Genomic DNA, 18,420 nt, shown 5'->3' with positions numbered 1-18,420 from the left:
GTAAAACATTTCTCCTATAGTCTTTATTTATATTTGGTTTAATCAAAGTAGTTAAACTGGCTTTTCCTTTTTAATTACTGCTATAAATGATTTTAAATAAACTAAATATAAAATGGAAGGATTAAAAGATAAAGTTATTGTAATTGCAGGTGCAGGAGGAATCTCAGATGGGACTGCTAAACTTTTAGGATCATACGGAGCAAAAATAGTTGTTGGGGATATTATCAATGAAAACGCATTAAGATGCGTAAAGGTAGTACAGGAAGCCGGAGGAGATGGCGTAGCAATACAAATGGATATTTCAAAAGAAGACGATGTTAAGGCTCTTGTAGATTTGGCTATTGATAAGTATGGTCAAATTAACGGTCTTTTTAACGTTGCTGCCAATATAGCTCCGGATGAAGTTGCTAAGGATACAGATCCGGTAGATATAAACTTAGAGATTTGGCAAAAGAATCTTGATATTAATTTAACCGGATATCTGTTAACTTCAAAATATGCCATACCTCATATTATTGCTTCAGGAGGTGGTTCAATCGTAAATACTATATCAGATGCTGTTTATGCAGGGATGCACGATAAAGTGGCATATTCTGTAACCAAAGCAGGAATAGGAGCTTTAACACGTAACATTGCTGCAAGATATGGTAAACAAGGAATTAGATGTAATGCTGTTTCACCAGGGTTAGTACTGACAGAAAGTGGAATCCAGAACTCTGGACATTTGGTAGAAATGGTTTTACAAATGATACCAGCGCCTAGAATAGGAACGCCAAAAGATATGGGAGCTATAGTGTCATTTCTTCTTTCAGACTTATCTGAATGGATAACTGGTCAATCTATTTGTGTTGATGGTGGAGCAATAATGAGATCTTAATTAAGAGAGCATGAAAGTAAATAACAAAGTAATTGTAGTTACAGGAGGAGGAGGAGGTCTTGGTCGTGCCTTAGTTTTACATCTGCTAGAGAAAGGAGCTAAGGTTGCGGCAATTGATATAAATCAAGATGCACTTGAAGAAACTAAAAGTTTATCAGGTAAGTTTAATTCAAATCTTTCAATTCATAATTTAAACATTACAAATTGGGAGAAGGTGAATGGTTTTCCAGAGGAAGTAATAAAAATACATGGAGCTGTTGATGGTTTAATTAATAATGCAGGAATTATCCAGCCTTTTATACATGTAGATAAGCTTGGAATGGATAAAATTGAGCAGATTATGAATGTTAATTTTTACGGTTCACTCTATTTGGTTAAAGCATTTTTGCCATATTTCTTAGAAAGACCGGAAGGGCATATTGTTAACGTATCGAGTCTTGGAGGATTTATGCCTTTTCCGGGGCAAACTATATATGGTGCATCAAAAGCAGCAATAAAACTTTTAACGGAAGGCTTATATGCAGAGTTAAAGGATACAAATGTGAGAGCAACGGTAATTCATCCAGGAGCAATTAAAACGAATATCATGGCTAATTCTGGTTTAAAGAATAGTGTTGATCCAGAAACATCCAAAGACAGTAAAATGGCACTTGAACCTAAAAAGGCCGCTACTATGATTATAAAGGCAATGGAAAAAAATAAATATAGAGCTACAGTAGGAAAGGATTCAACTATGCTTGATATTTTATATAGAATTTCCCCTCGCTTTGCAAGTAATATAATAATAAAACAAATGAAAGGTATAGAGTTACCTCAAAGTTAAAATTCTAATCAATGGGAAATATTAAATATCTCTATATATTAATGTTCCTGAGTAGTTTCACAGTATTCTCTCAGCAAGCATTTACAATTAGTGTCCCTAACATAAAAAAAAGTGTGGGAGAAATTCAAGTTAGCGTTTTTGATACTAATGAATCTTTTTTGAAGGAAGGTAAAGAATTTAGAATTTACAGGTTTAAAGTAACATCACAATCTCAAAAATTCACAATAACTGATTTACCAAATGCTGAATACGCATTTATAATATATCATGATATAAATAATAATAAAGATATCGACAAAAACTTTTTTGGGATACCAAAAGAGCCGTATGGCTTTTCAAAAAATTTTAAACCAAGATTTTCTTCTCCCGATTTTCAGGATTGTAGTGTGTCAGTTGGGAATACTGATAGTATAACCATAAATCTATTGTGATTTTATAAGTATATATAAATTTTAATTGAGGAGAAGAATGTAAAATGAAGCATCCAAACTAAACTAAAAGACCAAAAACAAATAAGTAATGAAAAAAATAAAAGTTTACATCACGGTAATGGCAGTATCAATACTGGCATTAACATCGTGTAAAAGTAAAACCACTCCATTTTTAGGCAAATCTTCCATTGAGGATGTAATTGAAGCCATGACCTTAGAAGAAAAGGTGGCATTAGTTGTTGGTACAGGCTTAAAATTTGGAGATTCTATTGATAAAAATTCACCGTTTCCAATTCCTAATCAACCAGCACCAGGCAGTTTAGCTGCAAAATCGAAGGTGTACGTGAGTGGTGCAGTAGGTAGAACGTTGGAAATTCCTCGTCTTGGTGTTAATACAATTGAAATGGTAGATGGCCCTGCAGGTGTAAGTTTTATGTCTAGAAGTACAGCCTATCCTATTGGTACAGCACTTTCAAGTTCTTGGGATGTAGATCTTGTCAAAAAAATTGGAGAGTGCATGGGTAATGAGACACTTGAGTATGGATTAGATATCCTTTTAGCTCCAGCTATCAATATTCACAGAAATCCGTTAACAGGGAGAAATTTTGAATATTTTTCTGAAGATCCATTATTATCTGGAAAAATGGGAGCTGCTCTTATAAATGGGATACAATCTCAGGGAGCCGGGACTTCATTAAAGCATTTTGTGGCAAACAACCAGGAAACTAACCGTATTGAAGTTGATGCTATCATAAGTGAAAGAGCATTAAGAGAAATTTATCTTAAAGGTTTTGAAATAGCTATTAAGGAATCTGATCCATGGACATTAATGGCTTCATATAATTCAGTGAATGGAAATTTAGCTACCGAAAATTATGATTTACTTACTAAAGTGGCTAGGGAAGATTGGGGCTATGAAGGTATAATTATGTCAGACTGGGAAGCAGGTAAAGATCCTGTTAAACAAATGAAATCAGGTCTTAATTTGTTAATGCCAGGACCTTATCAAGATACCGTGTTGTTACAGGCGGTAAAGGATAAGAAATTAGATGAAAAGGTGTTGGATGAAAACATAAGTTGGATTTTAAATGGGGCTATGAAAGTTCAAAAATTCAAAGATTATAAATATTCCAATAAACCTAATCTTGAAGAAAATGCTAGTATAGCCAGAAGTGCAGCTGCACAGGGAATGGTGTTACTTAAAAATGAAAATGAAGCATTACCATTATCAGATAAAGGGCAAAATTTAGCATTGTTCGGTAATGGGTCATATGAAACAATCGTAGGGGGATCAGGTAGTGGATTTGTGATGAGAGCTGGGCCTACTGTACATATAATTGAGGGGTTGAAAAATCAAAACTTCAATGTTTCAAAATCACTTGAAGATATATATACGGCATACATTTCTGAAAACACACCTCCAACTGGAATGATTGACATGACTAGAGGGAGAAAGAAAAGAGCTCCTGAAATGTTGTTAGATGAAAAATTAATTCAAACAATGGCAAATGAATCTGATTTGGCAATTATTACAATAGCCAGAATATCAGGTGAAACAACAGACAGAAGTATTGAAGGGAATTTTAAGCTTACAGAGGTAGAGCTAAATAATATTAATAATGTTTCACAGGCATTTCATGCAAAAGGGAAAAAGGTAATTGTGGTTCTAAATATAGGTGGAGTTATTGAAACTGCCAGTTGGAAAGATTTACCGGATTCAATTTTAATAGCTTGGCAACCTGGTCAAGAAGCTGGGAATTCGATTGCAGATGTATTAAGTGGGAATGTTAATCCTTCAGGAAAACTAACGGCATCATTTCCTATGAAATATGAAGATGATCCATCAGCAAAGAACTTTCCAGGAACACCAGTTGATAATCCTAAACAGGTAATCTATGAGGAAGGTATTTATGTGGGGTATCGCTATTACAATACTTTTGGTGTAGAAACATCTTATCCTTTTGGCTTCGGATTAAGTTATACAAACTTTTCTTTTGGTGACTTATCATTGAGTAATACAGAATTCAAGAATGAACTAGAAGTTAGTATTACTGTAACAAATGAAGGGGAATTAAGTGGGAAAGAAGTGGTACAGTTATATGTATCAGCACCAACAGGTAATCTTGAGAAACCTATTCAGGAATTGAAAGCTTTTGCTAAAACTAAAAATTTAGCACCCAAAGAATCAGAAACCATAACCTTTAAAATTGATATTACAAGTTTAACATCTTTTGACTCAGAAGCATCTGCTTGGGTTGCTGAAGCTGGCCAATATATAGTGAAAGTTGGTGCGTCTAGTGAAGATATTAAAACAGAGAAAACTTTTAATCTAGGCAAAGATAGAGTTGTGCAAAAGGTAAATAAGGCGCTTGTTCCACAAGTAAAGATTAATGAATTATCAGCTAAACAATAAATAATTAAGTAAAGACAAAATGAAACGATTATATACAATTATATTACTTGTTTTTGCATGCAATGCTTTTGCTCAAAGTCAGGATTATGAAGGTCTGTGGCATCTTAAAGGAGAAGGATCATTTGCGCATAGCAAAATGTATTTGAAATTTAAATATGAAGGGGAAGAGTTGGTTGGAGCATTTAAAAATGACGATGGTGATCCGGATTTAATTTATAAAAAGGAATCTACAGATTCAACTTTAACAGTATACTTTACAACAGCAGGTACTCCAGCAAATATTATACTAACCAAGGTTGAAGGAGATGAAAATCACATGAAGGCAAAATTGCTTGGTAGATTTAACTTAAAAGCAGAAAGACTAGCGCTAGGCAGTGATTTTGATTTTGAAATACCTGATCCTAGTGTCGGAGGTCCACCAGAAGAAATTCGTAGAAATTTAATGGCTCAGGGAGCGTCTGGATCAGGTGAAGTAGCAACAGCGGTAGCAACCAATTTTGTTAATTCAACTATTAAAGTAGATGCCGGTAAAAATATAGGCGAATTAATAAGAACAGAGCGCTATAATAATTTAACAGATCACCACTTATTTACAGAACAGAGAGATGCAGACGTGGCATTTTATAATGATCAGGGATTGCATGGTAAAATCTATAAATTGTGGATTTATGACGCAGACTTCTATAATCCAGAAACTAAAACCTACGATTATAGTAAGTATGCCGACTACATTGAGGATACAAGTAAGCTATCTGATCACTTAATGTTTAATATGAATGGACGAGGAATTACAGGTGATTGGGGTGTTTCGGTAGATGAGAGTAAAAAGATTTTGGTAAACATACTAACGGATTTAAAATCAAAGTACCCTGCTTTCACTTACATCGAAGTATTAAATGAACCAGATTACGAAAAGAGATTAACTCCAACACAATACTATGGTGTTTATAAGGTGTTTTATCAGGCAGTTAATGAAGTAAATAAAAACCTTAACCCTAAATATCCATTACAAGTTGGAGGTCCTTCAACAGCTCAGTTTGATTTAAATTGGATTACTACATTTTTAGAGGAATATAGTAAGGATTCATCTAAAGATAAGCGATTAGACTTTATTTCATATCACGGATATTTTACAAAACCAGGAAAGGAATACAAGTTTTATAAAGACAATCCGAGTTTAGTTAAAGATCAAAGATCAATCTTAGAAAAGGAAATGACAAGTAGAGGTATATCCACAGAGATACCAACCTTTATTACAGAAATGGGGGTGTATCCAGGACCACTGTTTGACGACTATGGTAATATGAAAAATGATCGTTTGCGTCAAGCAGCGGGCGTTATGTCTATCAACTATTGGTATCTTAATAGTAAGAATTCATATCCTTTTAATTGGGTTTTAAGACATCAAACAGAAGGAAGGAAAGATCAATTAGTTACTAGGGATTCAACTGGAGGAGATATGATTCATACTAGAAAATTTACGCCATATGGTAATTCTGTACTTATGGTGTCAAAGATGAAGAAAAACAGGTTAGAAGTATCAAGCTCATCAGAATTAGATGAAGGAAAAGGTGTTTATTCCATTGCAAGTTCAGATGAATCGGGAGTTTCTATTATGATATGGAACTATCAAAGTAAAAATACTGTGGGTTATAATTTAGATTTACTTGTTGAAAATCTTCCAAAATCTTTTAAGAATAAGAGTGTTAAGGTTAAAACAGGGTTAATTGATTCTGAACACAGTAATTATCAATACGATTTAGATAATTGTAATTTAAGCATGGTTGAAACTACCATAAAGCCTTTAAAAGAAGGAGTTTTTAAAACCAAACTTTCATTACAGCCTAATGCACTTTATTTGGTTGTATTAGAGTCAGAATAAAAATATTGCAGTTTAGTTGTTAAGGTTGGAGATACTAGAGTTATTCCTTATGTCTAGATATTTTCAACCTTATTTTTTAAGAAAAAAGTTTAGGTCTAATTAAGTTGGAGAGACAAGATGGTTATAGAAGTTGAAGAATTAAAAAGTTTGAGGTTTGAATTTAAAAATGAAGAGCACTGTGTTTCATTGATAGATAATTCTGGGTTTCCTATTGTTCGGGGATATGGGAAAACTCTTGTAGAGGCTATAAATGACCTGCATTCAAATTTTTTTTAATAAAGAAAGTATTAAGACTAATAATTTTATTAAAATCTACAGGTGCTATCAAGTTTTAAATACCATTAAATGAAGCAAATACTTATGCATATATTAAAATTTCTTCTTACAATATTTATACTTTTTATTATGTCTATTTCTTTATGTGCACAAGAATTAAAAGACACAATAACATATAATAGACTTCATAAGTTTCCTTTGCTCACCTTAGATCAATTTTATTACCCAAATACAACTTTTAATACCAATATTGGTCAGGGTGAGATTGAAGTTAATGAGCAACGACTGTCCATGCAAGCGGCTATTCCATTAAAAGGTAAAAAAACGTATCTGTTTAGCAGTTTAAATTATACGTTATTCCATTATAATACTGTTTTTGATCAAAATTCATTGACGATTAATGAAAGCTACCATTCAATTCAGTATTCTTTGGGTTTGATTAAAATTTTACCAAAACAATGGAAATTAATTTTTAATATAACACCTACACTGGCATCGGATTTCCACAATAATTTAAGTTCCGAAGATTTTACTTTCCAGATTTCTGCTTTGGCAACTAAAAGATCAAGTCAAAATGTTCAATATGGGTTTGGGTTAGCCTATACCAGTCGGTTTGGAAATTTAACAATCATTCCACTTTTTAGTCTAACGTATAAAAGAGACAAATGGCTTACTATGGCCGTAATTCCGGCCTATATTGGGCAATATTTTAAGTTTAATGACAAATACAAAGTGGGTGTTAAGGCAGCTGTAGGCGGAGATTTGTATAATGTGAATTTTGACGAAATTAATTCTCCTCTAAATTTAAACAAGTTTTCATATTCTAGGGTGACGTTAGGGCCAGAGTTTGTATTTAAACTCATCGGGGATTTATATGTGAATGCAGGGGGTGGATTTACTGTTAGAAACGTTTTTGAAGTAGAAGATAGACAGCAAAATAAGAAACTAGAATTTACTTTCAAAAATAGAATGTTTTTTAATTTAGGAATAAGAATTTTAAAATAGTGATTTTATGTATTAAGGACGGATTTGGTTAGTAATAAAAATCAAATTTGTTTAAATAATATAGCATTAGATTTTTGAAAAATTTGATCTGATATTAGGTGTGCTTCTCTATGGGTATATAATGATGGAGGGGCTAATTAGAAAATCACTTTTTTTTAGGGGGTGGGGTGTAATCCTGAGTAACTATATTTAAATTTTTGGAAACTATTATATACATGAATGTAGATAATGTAGTTTATGTAGCTTTCGGACAAATAATTTTTTTATTTTTAAATTCTTAAAACACAAGAGAAGATTAGGTTATTAACAAGTAAGAAATTTTTAATTCATAGTCTCAACTAATGGTTTGTTATCTGTTTATTTTGTGTTGATTTGTACCTTATTTGTATCTTTTATTTTTAAATAATTGATAATCAATATTGATTACTTTTTGTATCGGGAAGTAAACGTTTTTGTTTTAGATATAATCTTTTTTTTGCTAATTATTAGTAGTTACCCACCTCATTAAATAGTAACTAACATTGTTATGGGTGTTAATTCTTTAGATTATCAATCAAATCTATGGCTATTAATTTATTGTCCTGTGTGTCGTATAATGTATTTCCTTTAGTAAAAGCACTGGATGAGGTATAGATTTCAGCAATTTGATGCCCATTATTGTTAACCACCAAAGTTTTATTGTCTTTTGCAAAAAACTTATAATTTTTTGTGCTTAAATAATAAATATTTAAATCATTATAATCTATAGTTTTAGAAATATTTAATTCAGAATCAAGAGCTAATGTTTTCTTTTGACTAGTGTAAACATATACATTTGTAGAATCAGATTGTTTAAGACAGGTTAAATCACCATTTGGGTTCTTAATATACACTTGGTCTCCAATGAAATATTTTAAATCCCCATAGTTTTCTTCCGGAAAGTCTTTTTTACAAATTAAATTTCCAGTGGTCGTTTCATATTTTTCAATTCTGTTTTTAAATATTAAATACGTAAAAGTATTTTGTCGGTGATAACTTAAAATAGGATCATCTGTAGTGTTTATTATGGTTAAAAAATGCTTTTCACCCGACTGTTTGTTAAATGCGGCAAAAAATGGTTTACCAAAGTTTAATTGTTTGTTCCCCATGAATGCCATGCCTTTGTTAATCATAAATACTAAACTGTCATTCATAAAAATTGATGATTTGCTAGCCTCGTTTTTTGAAAAAGGGTAGCTCCAAACCATTTCTCCCGTGGTTTTGTTAATTTTTGCAACTTGCTCTTTTGAAGCGATGTATATGTGAGAGCTGTCTGTTAACTTATTAGAGACGAGATCTCTTACCACATCATGTCCAATAGATAAAACAGATGTACCAGTGAGCAATCCTAGTCCAACGCCAAAAGCATTTTTAACAGCCGTTCCTTTATAATCTTTTTTTCCTGTTATTGTGTTGTAATCCCATCCTTGACCTGTTTTTATATTTAGAGCATGCAAACCAGAGGCCACTACAACCAAAATTGAATCGTTTGCATAAAAAACATCATTCCAACCGTATTCTCTGTTTAGATTTCTTTTCCAGACTACCTGTCCGTTTTTTAAATCAATACCTTCTAGTTCATCGGAATAACCATCCATAGTTTTAAATTTATAACCAATGCCAATTTGATCAATTGGATCGACTAAATAGATGTTATTTTTAACCTCCCAGATTTCGGACCCAGTATGCACATCAAGACAATAACTTTTATTGGAAATGGTATAAATCATTGTGTTATTAAATTGTTTTAAATCACTTGTTTGATAAGAAAACTTTTTATTCCACAAGACAGTTTCATTTTTAATGTCGTATTGTACAATATAACCTGTACTATTAAGCCATTTTCCATTTTTAGTAAGGCCTCTTAATTTTGTCGTTAAAAAGCCTGTAGTTGTATCAAGAAACGTTTCTTCAATTCTATCAGAAAAGGCATATTCAAATCCCTTGATATCTGAACTGTCTAAAAAGTTTTTACCTAATATTTTTTCGCTTTTTATAACTGAAATTTGATTTTTTTGACCAAAACCTATTAATGAGCTTAAAAATGAAAGTACTATTACTAAGGTTTTCATATGCATTTAGTTTATGGTTAATAATGAAAATTTATTTTGTGTTTCTTTTTAGTGGTCTATTGCAATAATTAAAGTTTTCAATCATTCACGGGGCGTTTATTAATCAGATAGGTTAATAATCTCAAATTGCCATTGGTCGGCAGTATTGTAGCTTCTTAAGATGTTAGGCGATTTTACTGCTGCGTAAAGAAATAAAGGAGAAGGTATCATGAGTAATAAAACAGAAGCATCGCCGCTGGAAAGCGCATAAAGAGCAAGACTTCCAAGAATAAAAGTGGTTCCCAAATAATAAAAAAATCCATCTATGATAACAGACATTACTAAAGGGTGTTTTTTTATTTTTTTTATTTGGTTCAGTTTTATTTCTCTATTCTTTATGTAAATAGTTTCATCATCAACTATTTTAAACCTTCCGGTTAATTTCAACCCATCATTGGTTTTAATTCTAATTTTTCTATTTTCCTTAATCAAAGTCCCTTTAAACTTTTGCTCGTTAAAAATGTTGAGTACTTTTTCTTGAGCATATAAGCTTGAAATAATTAATAAACTAAGGATTAAAATGACTGTTTTTAACATGATTCTAAGCGATTGGTTGGTTATATAATTGTAAAAGGACCTTATTTTTAATGTGAAACCACCTTAAAAATTAGTTAATAACAATAAAGTTGAACATAAAACAAGTTTAGTTGATGTGTCTAAATCTGGTTTTAACCATATTCCAGTTTCTCCATGAAATGCCATAGCTCCTAACGAAATACCATCTTCTATTAATTCATAAAAAAGGGCATGTTGATAAATATTTCCTTCCTGATTTAAATTTTGATTGCTTTCTAAGGTGGATTGTATCATTTTTATAGTTCGATCTCCAAAAGTAAGATTCCCCAGTTCTGAAAAAGGTGTTGTATTTTTAGTTTTAACTAAACTAAGCTTCCAGTTTTTTAAATTTTCCAGATTTGTAACAACCTTTCCTTCAATTATTTTAAGACCAATAGAGTCTATCATGAGTTCTTCAGTATCAACCTCTAAACCAGTTTTTAAAATTCTCAAAACGTCGTTTTCTAAATAATGTGTTTTTACGGAATACACGTATTCTTGAATAGAATTTGCTTCCAGTTTAACCACATTATTTTTTAAATCGGTTAAACTAATTGTTATCTTTTGTTTTTTTATGGCATCGGTATCTGAGGCATTTTCCTTTATTTTAGCTACACCATAACCGGGTATCTTTATCTTGTATGAATTAAACCAATATACATTAGGATAGACAATATTCAATTTTTTTGAATTTGCGGGTAATGGTTCAAAATCCTTAATGGAATCTTGAGCAAAAACAATGCTAGTTGCGAAGATTAGTGTCATTCTAAAAAGGGGGCTAAAAATAATTGCACTCATCATTTGATTAAAGGATTTGTTTTAGTTTATTTTTTTAAAAATTAGAATTTAATTATTCGAAATATTCGATACTGCATTTCATTACTCACCAAAAAAATCTTGCTCCAAAATCTACGTTTTTCAGTGTATTAAATCCTATGAAAGGTTCAAAACCAATTTTAAATGAGTATCCGAGTTTTACCCCAACTCCGGCTGCTAAATTTCTACAAGTGATAACCGAATAATCATCAATGTAATCTCTATTATCTTTATAATTGGTATACTTTTTAGTGGCTCCAATACTAACTTCAGTTTCGATCGCTAAATGGTTAAAGAAAATCCAACTATATCCAAAATCGCATGCCCAAAAATATTTTCCTTTTCCTGTTTCTATTGATTCATTCATTTTTTCCTTTTCAACATTGCCATGCTGTCCATTAAATTGGTGTGAATATCCAGTATGAAATCTATTGTTTCCTTCAATTGCAAAAAGGTCTATACTATAGGTATTATTAGTAGAACCAGAAATTGAAATTCCATTTTGGCCTTGACATTCAATAATTATCAGACAAAAGCATAAGAGTAAAGCGTGTTTATTCATAATTAAAAAGTTAATTAATTATTCAGCTTAAATTATTCTAAGAAAATTTAGAATTTAGAGACTTTACTATAAAATTAAAAGGCTTGTGTAAAAGTTGATTGGTTAACTAGTCGTTCAACATGTCGTGCAAAATCCAAATTCGTTTGGTTTTTCAATTTTAAATTTGGATAAATCTTATAAATGTTGATTAAAAGATGTCTTAGTTAAAGACTTTTTATTGTACTATTGTTAAATGACTCAATACTTTTCGTAATATTAGTTTGGCCACCAAGTAAATAGTTAACACATCTAAAATTTGATAAATTTTGGGGAATGTACTTAAAAAAAGCTAGTATAATTTCTAGAGATTAGGGGAATTAAATAATATTTTTCAATTTATTTAAATCATTCAAAATGGTAACTGCATTATTGACTTACTATAAAGATAATTAATTTCTATTTTCATTCTACGATTTTGTTAAGATTTTATTTACTAAACATTTCAGGAGTAGGGAATGGAATAACTTTTTTGTATCCTGCTGGAAATGAAGTCGATTGTAGCAGGACTGTTGCCAAATTACTATTAATTTTAGTACATTAGTAAGTAAAGCATTGTATTTTGATACCAACTAAATCACTACCACAAATTTTTATAATGTTTTTGTGCTTTGTACTAACAGCACAGGAACATCCACCAATTCAAATTTATACGCCAACCGACTATGGTGCTGAGAATCAAAATTGGTCGATTTCTCAGTCTAAAGAGAAATATATTTATGTTGCCAATAACAAAGGACTACTAGAGTTTAATGGCGCGAAATGGACGGTATATGAATCCCCTAACAGAGCTATTGTAAGATCTGTTAAGGTTATAGACGATTTTATCTATACGGGTTCTTATAGAGAGTTTGGTTATTGGCACCATTTAAAAAACGGACTTTTGGAATATGTCTCCCTGTCCTCAAAACTTAGCATCGATTTTTTAGAAGATGAAGAGGTTTGGAATATTATGGATGTTGAAGATTTTATTTTGTTCCAAACATTAAAAAGGATTTATGTTTATAATAAAAAGAAGGATAGCGTAAGTATTATTAATTCTAATTCTGGGATTTATAAAATTTTCAGGATAAAGGAAGGTGTTTATTTTCAAAAGCCTAAGGAGGGTGTTTTTCAAATTGTAAATGGACAAGCCAAGCTCGTTACATTTCATTCTATTTTAAAGGATAATCTTTTGGTTAATATTTTTAATCACCAAGGAGGAATTCTTTTTCAAACAGAAGATAAAGGCTTTTTTAAGTTAATGGGTAAAGAATTAAGTCAATGGGAAATTCCAGCAAATCAAACACTTTTAAACGATAGAATTTATAGCAGCATAAAGCTTACGGATGATTCTTTTGTATTAGGAAGTATTTCTAATGGAATAATTCATTTAACAGCTTCTGGAGTCATTAATTATCAAATTAATCAAAATAATGGACTAAGTAACAATACGGTTTTATCGGTTTTTGAGGATGCCGATAATAACATCTGGTTAGGATTGGAAAACGGAATTAACTGTGTTAATATAAAATCGCCATTCCGGATTTATAACGATGAAAAGGGCAAAATAGGTTCAGTAAACACGTCTATAGTCTTAGATAATAAATTATACATCGGAACAAATCAAGGGTTGTTTTGCAAGACTTTTAATAGTAATGAAAAATTTCAATTTATTTCCGGAACGCAAGGTGCGGTTTGGTGTTTAAGAAATATTAATGATACTTTGTTTTGTGGTCATAATTCAGGAACCTTTGTTATAGAAGGTAGTAAGGCGTCTTTAGTAGCGGATGTTTTAGGAACCTGGGATATTAAACCAATTGCTACACATGAAAATTTGCTTATTCAAGGAAATTACAACGGCTTAAACATATTGCAGAAGAATAACGGTAGATGGGAATGGCGAAACACTATTGAAAATTTTGATATCTCAAGTCGGTATTTGGAAATGTTAAACGAATCCGAAGTATTTGTTAGTCATGAATACAAAGGCGTTTTTATAATTACGTTAGACACGAGTTATAAAAAAGCGGTAGTTGTACAACGTGATACCTCGGTAAATAAAGATGTAAAAACAAGCTTAATAAAATATAAAAACAGCATACTGTATTCACAAAGTAAGGGTGTTTTTAAATATGAAATAAAATTAGGGAGGTTTGAAAAAGATACTATAATTAGTAAATTATATAATTCAGAGGACTACACTTCGGGTAAATTAGTTTACACTAAGGAAACTGATAAACTTTGGGGATTTTCCGAGCAAGGACTTAGTTATTTATCGACGGGTCAGTTAAGTAATTCGCTTAAAGTAAATAATGTTTTTCTACCTAGTTATGTTAGAAATGATGTTTCAGGTTACGAAAATATGGCCTATTTGGGGAATAGTAAATATTTGTATGGAACAACTACAGGCTATATTGTAATAGATTTAAATATGCTAAAGAACAGTCCTCATAAAGTTCACTTAAATTTAATAGCTAACAGAAATCTCAAAAGTAGCCATGAAAATATTTTTGTGGATGCTACCGAAAAAGGGGTGTTTAAAAACAACGATAATAATCTGGAATTTCATTTTAGTGTTCCAGTTTATGAGAAATTTTCTGTTCCTGAATACCAATACAGATTAGAAGGTATTTATAACGATTGGAGCACTTGGTCTACAAATTCAGAAGTGTTTTTCGAAAATTTACCATTTGGAAATTATAAGTTTTCAGTAAGATCCAGGTTGGGGAATGAAACCTCAGAAAATATAGAGGACTACAGTTTTTCCATTGCAAGGCCATGGTATTTATCTAATATCGCAATTTTAGGTTACGCTATTCTTGTAGCTTTATTTTCAATTTTTATGCATCATGCATACAAACGTCATTATAAAAGACAACGTGAAAAACTCTTATTTAAAACGAAACGTGAATTAGAACTCAAAGAATTGGAGAATAAGGAGCAGGCCATGCGTCATAATAATGAAAAGCTTAAGCAGGATATTGAAAGTAAGAATAGGGAACTTAGTTTGTCGACCATGAACTTAATTAAGAAGAACGAGTTTTTAAATAATCTTAAAAAGGAACTAAAGAAGATTCCGGATGATAAAAACTTGAAAAATGTGGTTAGAATCATTGATAAAAATCTAAACAACACTGATGACTGGCAAACCTTTGAAGAAGCCTTTAATAATGCTGATAAAGATTTTCTTAAAAAGATTAAAGAACTTCATCCATCATTAACTTCAAACGATTTACGATTATGTACGTATTTAAGGCTGAATTTATCCTCAAAGGAAATTGCTCCGTTATTAAATATTTCTCCTAGAAGTGTGGAAGTAAAACGTTATCGACTTCGAAAAAAAATCGATTTACCACACGATGATAGCTTAACAGATTACATTTTGAAAATTTAAATCCACAACATCTAGTTTTTTCACCTATACAACACCACAACATTTGCTGAATTTTAGGATTTTAAGTAACTTCTATGGCTTTTGTAAATTATTAGTAAAACGCATTAATATTGAGGTTTTAGTAATATTTTTCATTCTTTTTTAAGATGTATGTTTTTTGTAGTGGTTGAAAATTAGAATACATCAAAGTGTAAACATAATTTTATGGAAACTAAATAAACTAAATTCACATGAGACATTATCTCTTTATGATTTTAACATTATTCTTTGTTTCCTATGCGAATGCTCAAAGCATTGAAATAAAAGGTAATGTAAAAGATGGATCCGGTGTGCCTATTCCCGGAGTTAATATCTTGCAAAAGAATACAGCAAATGGAACAGTTTCCGATTTTGATGGAAATTTTACCATTTCTAACATTGAAATAGGTTCAACATTAACCTTTAGTTATGTAGGTTACATAACTCAGGATATTGTTGTTGCAAACGATTCCTTTTTAAATATTCAGTTACAGGAAGACTTGGCTAAACTAGACGAAGTCGTAGTTATTGGATATGGTACCCAAACCAAAAAGGAAATTACCGGTGCGGTAAGTGTATTAGGAGCTGAAACCATCGAGGAATTAAAACCCACCCGAATTGAGCAGGCGCTGCAGGGGCAGGTTGCTGGTGTTAATATTACTTCGCAGTCCGGGTCGCCGGGTGCGGGAGCAACAATAAGTATTCGTGGGGTGTCTACCAACGGAGATAGCAGGCCTCTAATTCTGGTTGATGGTAACGTTATTGAAGATTTGAGCGTTATTAACCCTAACGATATTGAAAGTATCAATATTCTTAAAGATGCAACCGCCGGTATTTATGGTGTTAGAGCTGCAAATGGGGTTATTCTTATTAAAACCAAAACAGGTCGTAAAGAAATGCCGCTTCAGGTGGAGTACAATGCTTATGGCGGTTTTCAGCAAACAACAAGAGAAATTCCGGTGCTCAATGCCACAGAGTATTCTTTAATCGTTAATGAGGCGCATGCTGCCGGAGGGAGTGCCATTCCTTTTCCGGATGTATCAAATTTAGGCTCGGGTACAGATTGGCAAGATAAAGTGTTTAGTAATGCTTTTATTACCAACCATAATATTTTGTTTAAAGGCGGAACAAAGAATTCTTATTATTCTTATAGTGGATCATTTTTAACTCAAGATGGTATTGTTGGCGGACCAAGATCAAACTTCACACGTTTTACAAATAACATCAGTTATAATGTGGACTTTCTGAAGAATTTTAAATTTACTTCAGGGTTGATGTTGATAAGAACGAGTAAACGAAACCTTCCGGAAAATTCTAATTCATCTGTTTTATTTAATGCCTTAAATATGGCACCAACATTTACAGTTAGAGATGAAGATGGGGCTTATACTTTAGCCGAAGGGTTAGGAGGAGAGGTTATTAATCCTTTAGCTCAAATCGATGACACTCACGACCGAGGAAAGGTTCTAAAACTTAGCGGTAACGCCGGATTATCTTATAACTTTTTAGATCATTTTACAGCTCAAACCAATATTCAGTGGAATTATTCCGAAGTGAGTTCTAATATCTTTAATCCGGTTGCTTATTTTGGTAGTGGTAAAAATAGTAATGTAGACAGGAGTTCTATTGTAACCACTTTAGACCATTACAGAGATTATACATTTGATGCTTTTGTTAAGTATCAAAATTCAATTAATGACACTCATAACATTAATGTGCTTTTAGGAACATCGGTATTTAAAACTACCGGGGAGTTTTCAGGGTTAACAGGATATGATGTTACCATTGCAAATCCATCAATGGATGTGGCATCCGATATTGAAGATCGTTACGAGGCTCAGGGTAGAAACCCTACATTCGATTCTCGATTATTATCATATTTCACAAGACTTCAGTATGACTATAAAGGCAAGTATTTGTTTTCAGCGGTATTGCGTCGTGATGGTTCAACCAAATTCGGACCGGAAAATAAATTTGGATTTTTCCCTTCAGGATCAATTGGTTGGGTAGCTTCAGATGAATCGTTTCTTTCAGAAAGTAAGTTTTTCGATTTACTTAAATTCAGAGCTTCTTATGGTATTTTAGGTAATGATAGAATTCCCGATTATCGATTTGTATCCCTTTTAAATGGTGAAGGAACTTACATCTTTAATGATAACGAGGTGTTTGGTGTTGCCAGTGGAGCGATTTCAAACCCAGGCATTAAGTGGGAAAAACAAAAGACTTTAGATGTTGGTGTCGATATGCGTTTTGCTGGTAATAAAATTGACATTACTGCCGATTATTTTAAAAAACGTACTGAAGATTTATTAGTTATTCCTCAAGTTTCCGGATTGCTGGGAACTGGTGGTGCGCCAGTAATAAATGGTGGTATTATCGAGAATACAGGATTTGAATTTGCTATTGGATATACCGATAATTTCAGCGACGATTTTAAATTCAGTGTGCGATACAACTTAACAACTCTTAAAAACGAAGTGATTTCGGTAAATACCGATGGCGACTTTCTAACAGGTGGTTCTTTTGGCATAGGTCAGCCAACACCATCAAGAATGGAAGCAGGTTATCCAATTGGGTATTTTAGAGGTTATAAAACCGATGGTATTTTTCAAAATCAAGATGAAGTTGATAATTATCCAACAATTGATGAACGTGTTCAGTCGGGCGACTTAAGATTTGTAGATATTAACGACGACGGTGTTATTAACGATGATGATAAGACGAACATCGGAGACCCGATTCCGGATGCAACTATGGGGCTTAACTTGTCTATGGACTTTAAAAACTTCGATTTTTCAGCTTACGCTTTTGCATCTGTCGGTAATGAGATTGTTAGAAATTTTGAGCGAAATCAGGCGCTGACAAACAAGACGGTTTATTATCTGGACCGTTGGACGGGTGAAGGCTCAACAAATACAACCCCTCGAGTAACAACGGGAGCGACTTCTAATATTCTGTTTTCAGATTTTTATGTTGAAGATGGCTCATTTGTAAGACTTCAAAATGTACAGTTAGGCTACACATTTGGTGACAAGGTTTTTGGTAATTCCAAAATCAATAAGCTTCGTTTATATGTGTCGGCAAGTAATTTGTTTACACTTACTAAGTATTCTGGCTACGACCCAACAGCGTCTAGTGGCGCTCCAATTGGAGGCGGAATCGATCAGGGATTCTACCCGAGTGCCAGAACGTATTTATTCGGTGTTAACTTAAAATTCTAA

The 18,420-nt window shown here is 32.3% G+C and carries 12 protein-coding genes; 8 read left to right on the top strand and 4 right to left on the bottom strand.

All coding sequences use genetic code 11. The annotated features are described in order from the left end of the window. Positions 1–112 precede the first annotated feature (112 nt). From NO995_RS09245 to NO995_RS09220, 6 genes are all read left to right on the top strand, one after another. A complete protein-coding gene (locus tag NO995_RS09245) occupies positions 113–877 on the top strand; it encodes an SDR family NAD(P)-dependent oxidoreductase (RefSeq protein WP_258227251.1) in 765 nt (254 codons plus the stop codon). A 10-nt stretch (positions 878–887) separates the two neighbouring features. Further along, complete coding sequence (locus NO995_RS09240; protein WP_258227250.1) at positions 888–1,700, top strand: SDR family oxidoreductase; 813 nt, start codon at positions 888–890, stop codon at positions 1,698–1,700. An 11-nt stretch (positions 1,701–1,711) separates the two neighbouring features. Further along, positions 1,712–2,131 carry a DUF2141 domain-containing protein gene (locus tag NO995_RS09235; RefSeq protein WP_258227249.1) on the top strand — a complete coding sequence of 140 codons (420 nt, stop codon included), beginning with the start codon at positions 1,712–1,714 and terminating at the stop codon, positions 2,129–2,131. A gap of 88 nt (positions 2,132–2,219) precedes the next feature. Further along, on the top strand, positions 2,220–4,544 hold the full coding sequence (locus NO995_RS09230) for a glycoside hydrolase family 3 protein (RefSeq protein ID WP_258227248.1): 2,325 nt from the start codon (positions 2,220–2,222) through the stop codon (positions 4,542–4,544). Positions 4,545–4,563: 19 nt separating this feature from the next. Next, entirely contained in the window at positions 4,564–6,426 is a 1,863-nt protein-coding gene (locus NO995_RS09225) for a hypothetical protein (protein ID WP_258227247.1), read from the top strand. A gap of 405 nt (positions 6,427–6,831) precedes the next feature. Then, positions 6,832–7,707, top strand: a complete 876-nt coding sequence (locus tag NO995_RS09220; protein ID WP_258227246.1) for a DUF6268 family outer membrane beta-barrel protein — start codon at positions 6,832–6,834, stop codon at positions 7,705–7,707. A 533-nt stretch (positions 7,708–8,240) separates the two neighbouring features. On the opposite strand, the gene NO995_RS09215 is transcribed toward NO995_RS09220, so the two are convergent. The 4 genes from NO995_RS09215 to NO995_RS09200 all read right to left on the bottom strand — a co-directional run bounded on the left by NO995_RS09215 (position 8,241) and on the right by NO995_RS09200 (position 11,769). Continuing rightward, positions 8,241–9,797 (bottom strand): PQQ-binding-like beta-propeller repeat protein, encoded by a 1,557-nt coding sequence (locus NO995_RS09215; RefSeq protein WP_258227245.1) that lies wholly within the window; start codon positions 9,795–9,797, stop codon positions 8,241–8,243. 99 nt (positions 9,798–9,896) lie between these two features. After that, positions 9,897–10,373: a hypothetical protein gene (locus NO995_RS09210; RefSeq protein ID WP_258227244.1), complete on the bottom strand. Its 477-nt coding sequence runs from the start codon at positions 10,371–10,373 to the stop codon at positions 9,897–9,899. Positions 10,374–10,436: 63 nt separating this feature from the next. Then, positions 10,437–11,156 carry a hypothetical protein gene (locus tag NO995_RS09205; protein WP_258227243.1) on the bottom strand — a complete coding sequence of 240 codons (720 nt, stop codon included), beginning with the start codon at positions 11,154–11,156 and terminating at the stop codon, positions 10,437–10,439. A 118-nt stretch (positions 11,157–11,274) separates the two neighbouring features. After that, the gene (locus tag NO995_RS09200; RefSeq protein ID WP_258227242.1) at positions 11,275–11,769 is read right to left on the bottom strand and encodes a hypothetical protein; all 495 of its coding nucleotides are present in this window, start codon (positions 11,767–11,769) and stop codon (positions 11,275–11,277) included. A 634-nt stretch (positions 11,770–12,403) separates the two neighbouring features. Between NO995_RS09200 and NO995_RS09195 the strand changes: the two genes are divergently transcribed. Together NO995_RS09195 and NO995_RS09190 are read left to right on the top strand one after the other, a co-directional pair. Next, the gene (locus tag NO995_RS09195; protein ID WP_258227241.1) at positions 12,404–15,181 is read left to right on the top strand and encodes a triple tyrosine motif-containing protein; all 2,778 of its coding nucleotides are present in this window, start codon (positions 12,404–12,406) and stop codon (positions 15,179–15,181) included. Positions 15,182–15,411: 230 nt separating this feature from the next. Next, positions 15,412–18,420: a TonB-dependent receptor gene (locus tag NO995_RS09190; RefSeq protein ID WP_258227240.1), complete on the top strand. Its 3,009-nt coding sequence runs from the start codon at positions 15,412–15,414 to the stop codon at positions 18,418–18,420.

The organism is Aestuariibaculum sp. M13 (genome assembly GCF_024723255.1).
Lineage (GTDB): Bacteria > Bacteroidota > Bacteroidia > Flavobacteriales > Flavobacteriaceae > Aestuariibaculum > Aestuariibaculum lutulentum.
The sequence above is the reverse complement of the archived record's forward strand: the minus strand, read 5'-3'. Positions and strand labels throughout refer to the sequence as shown.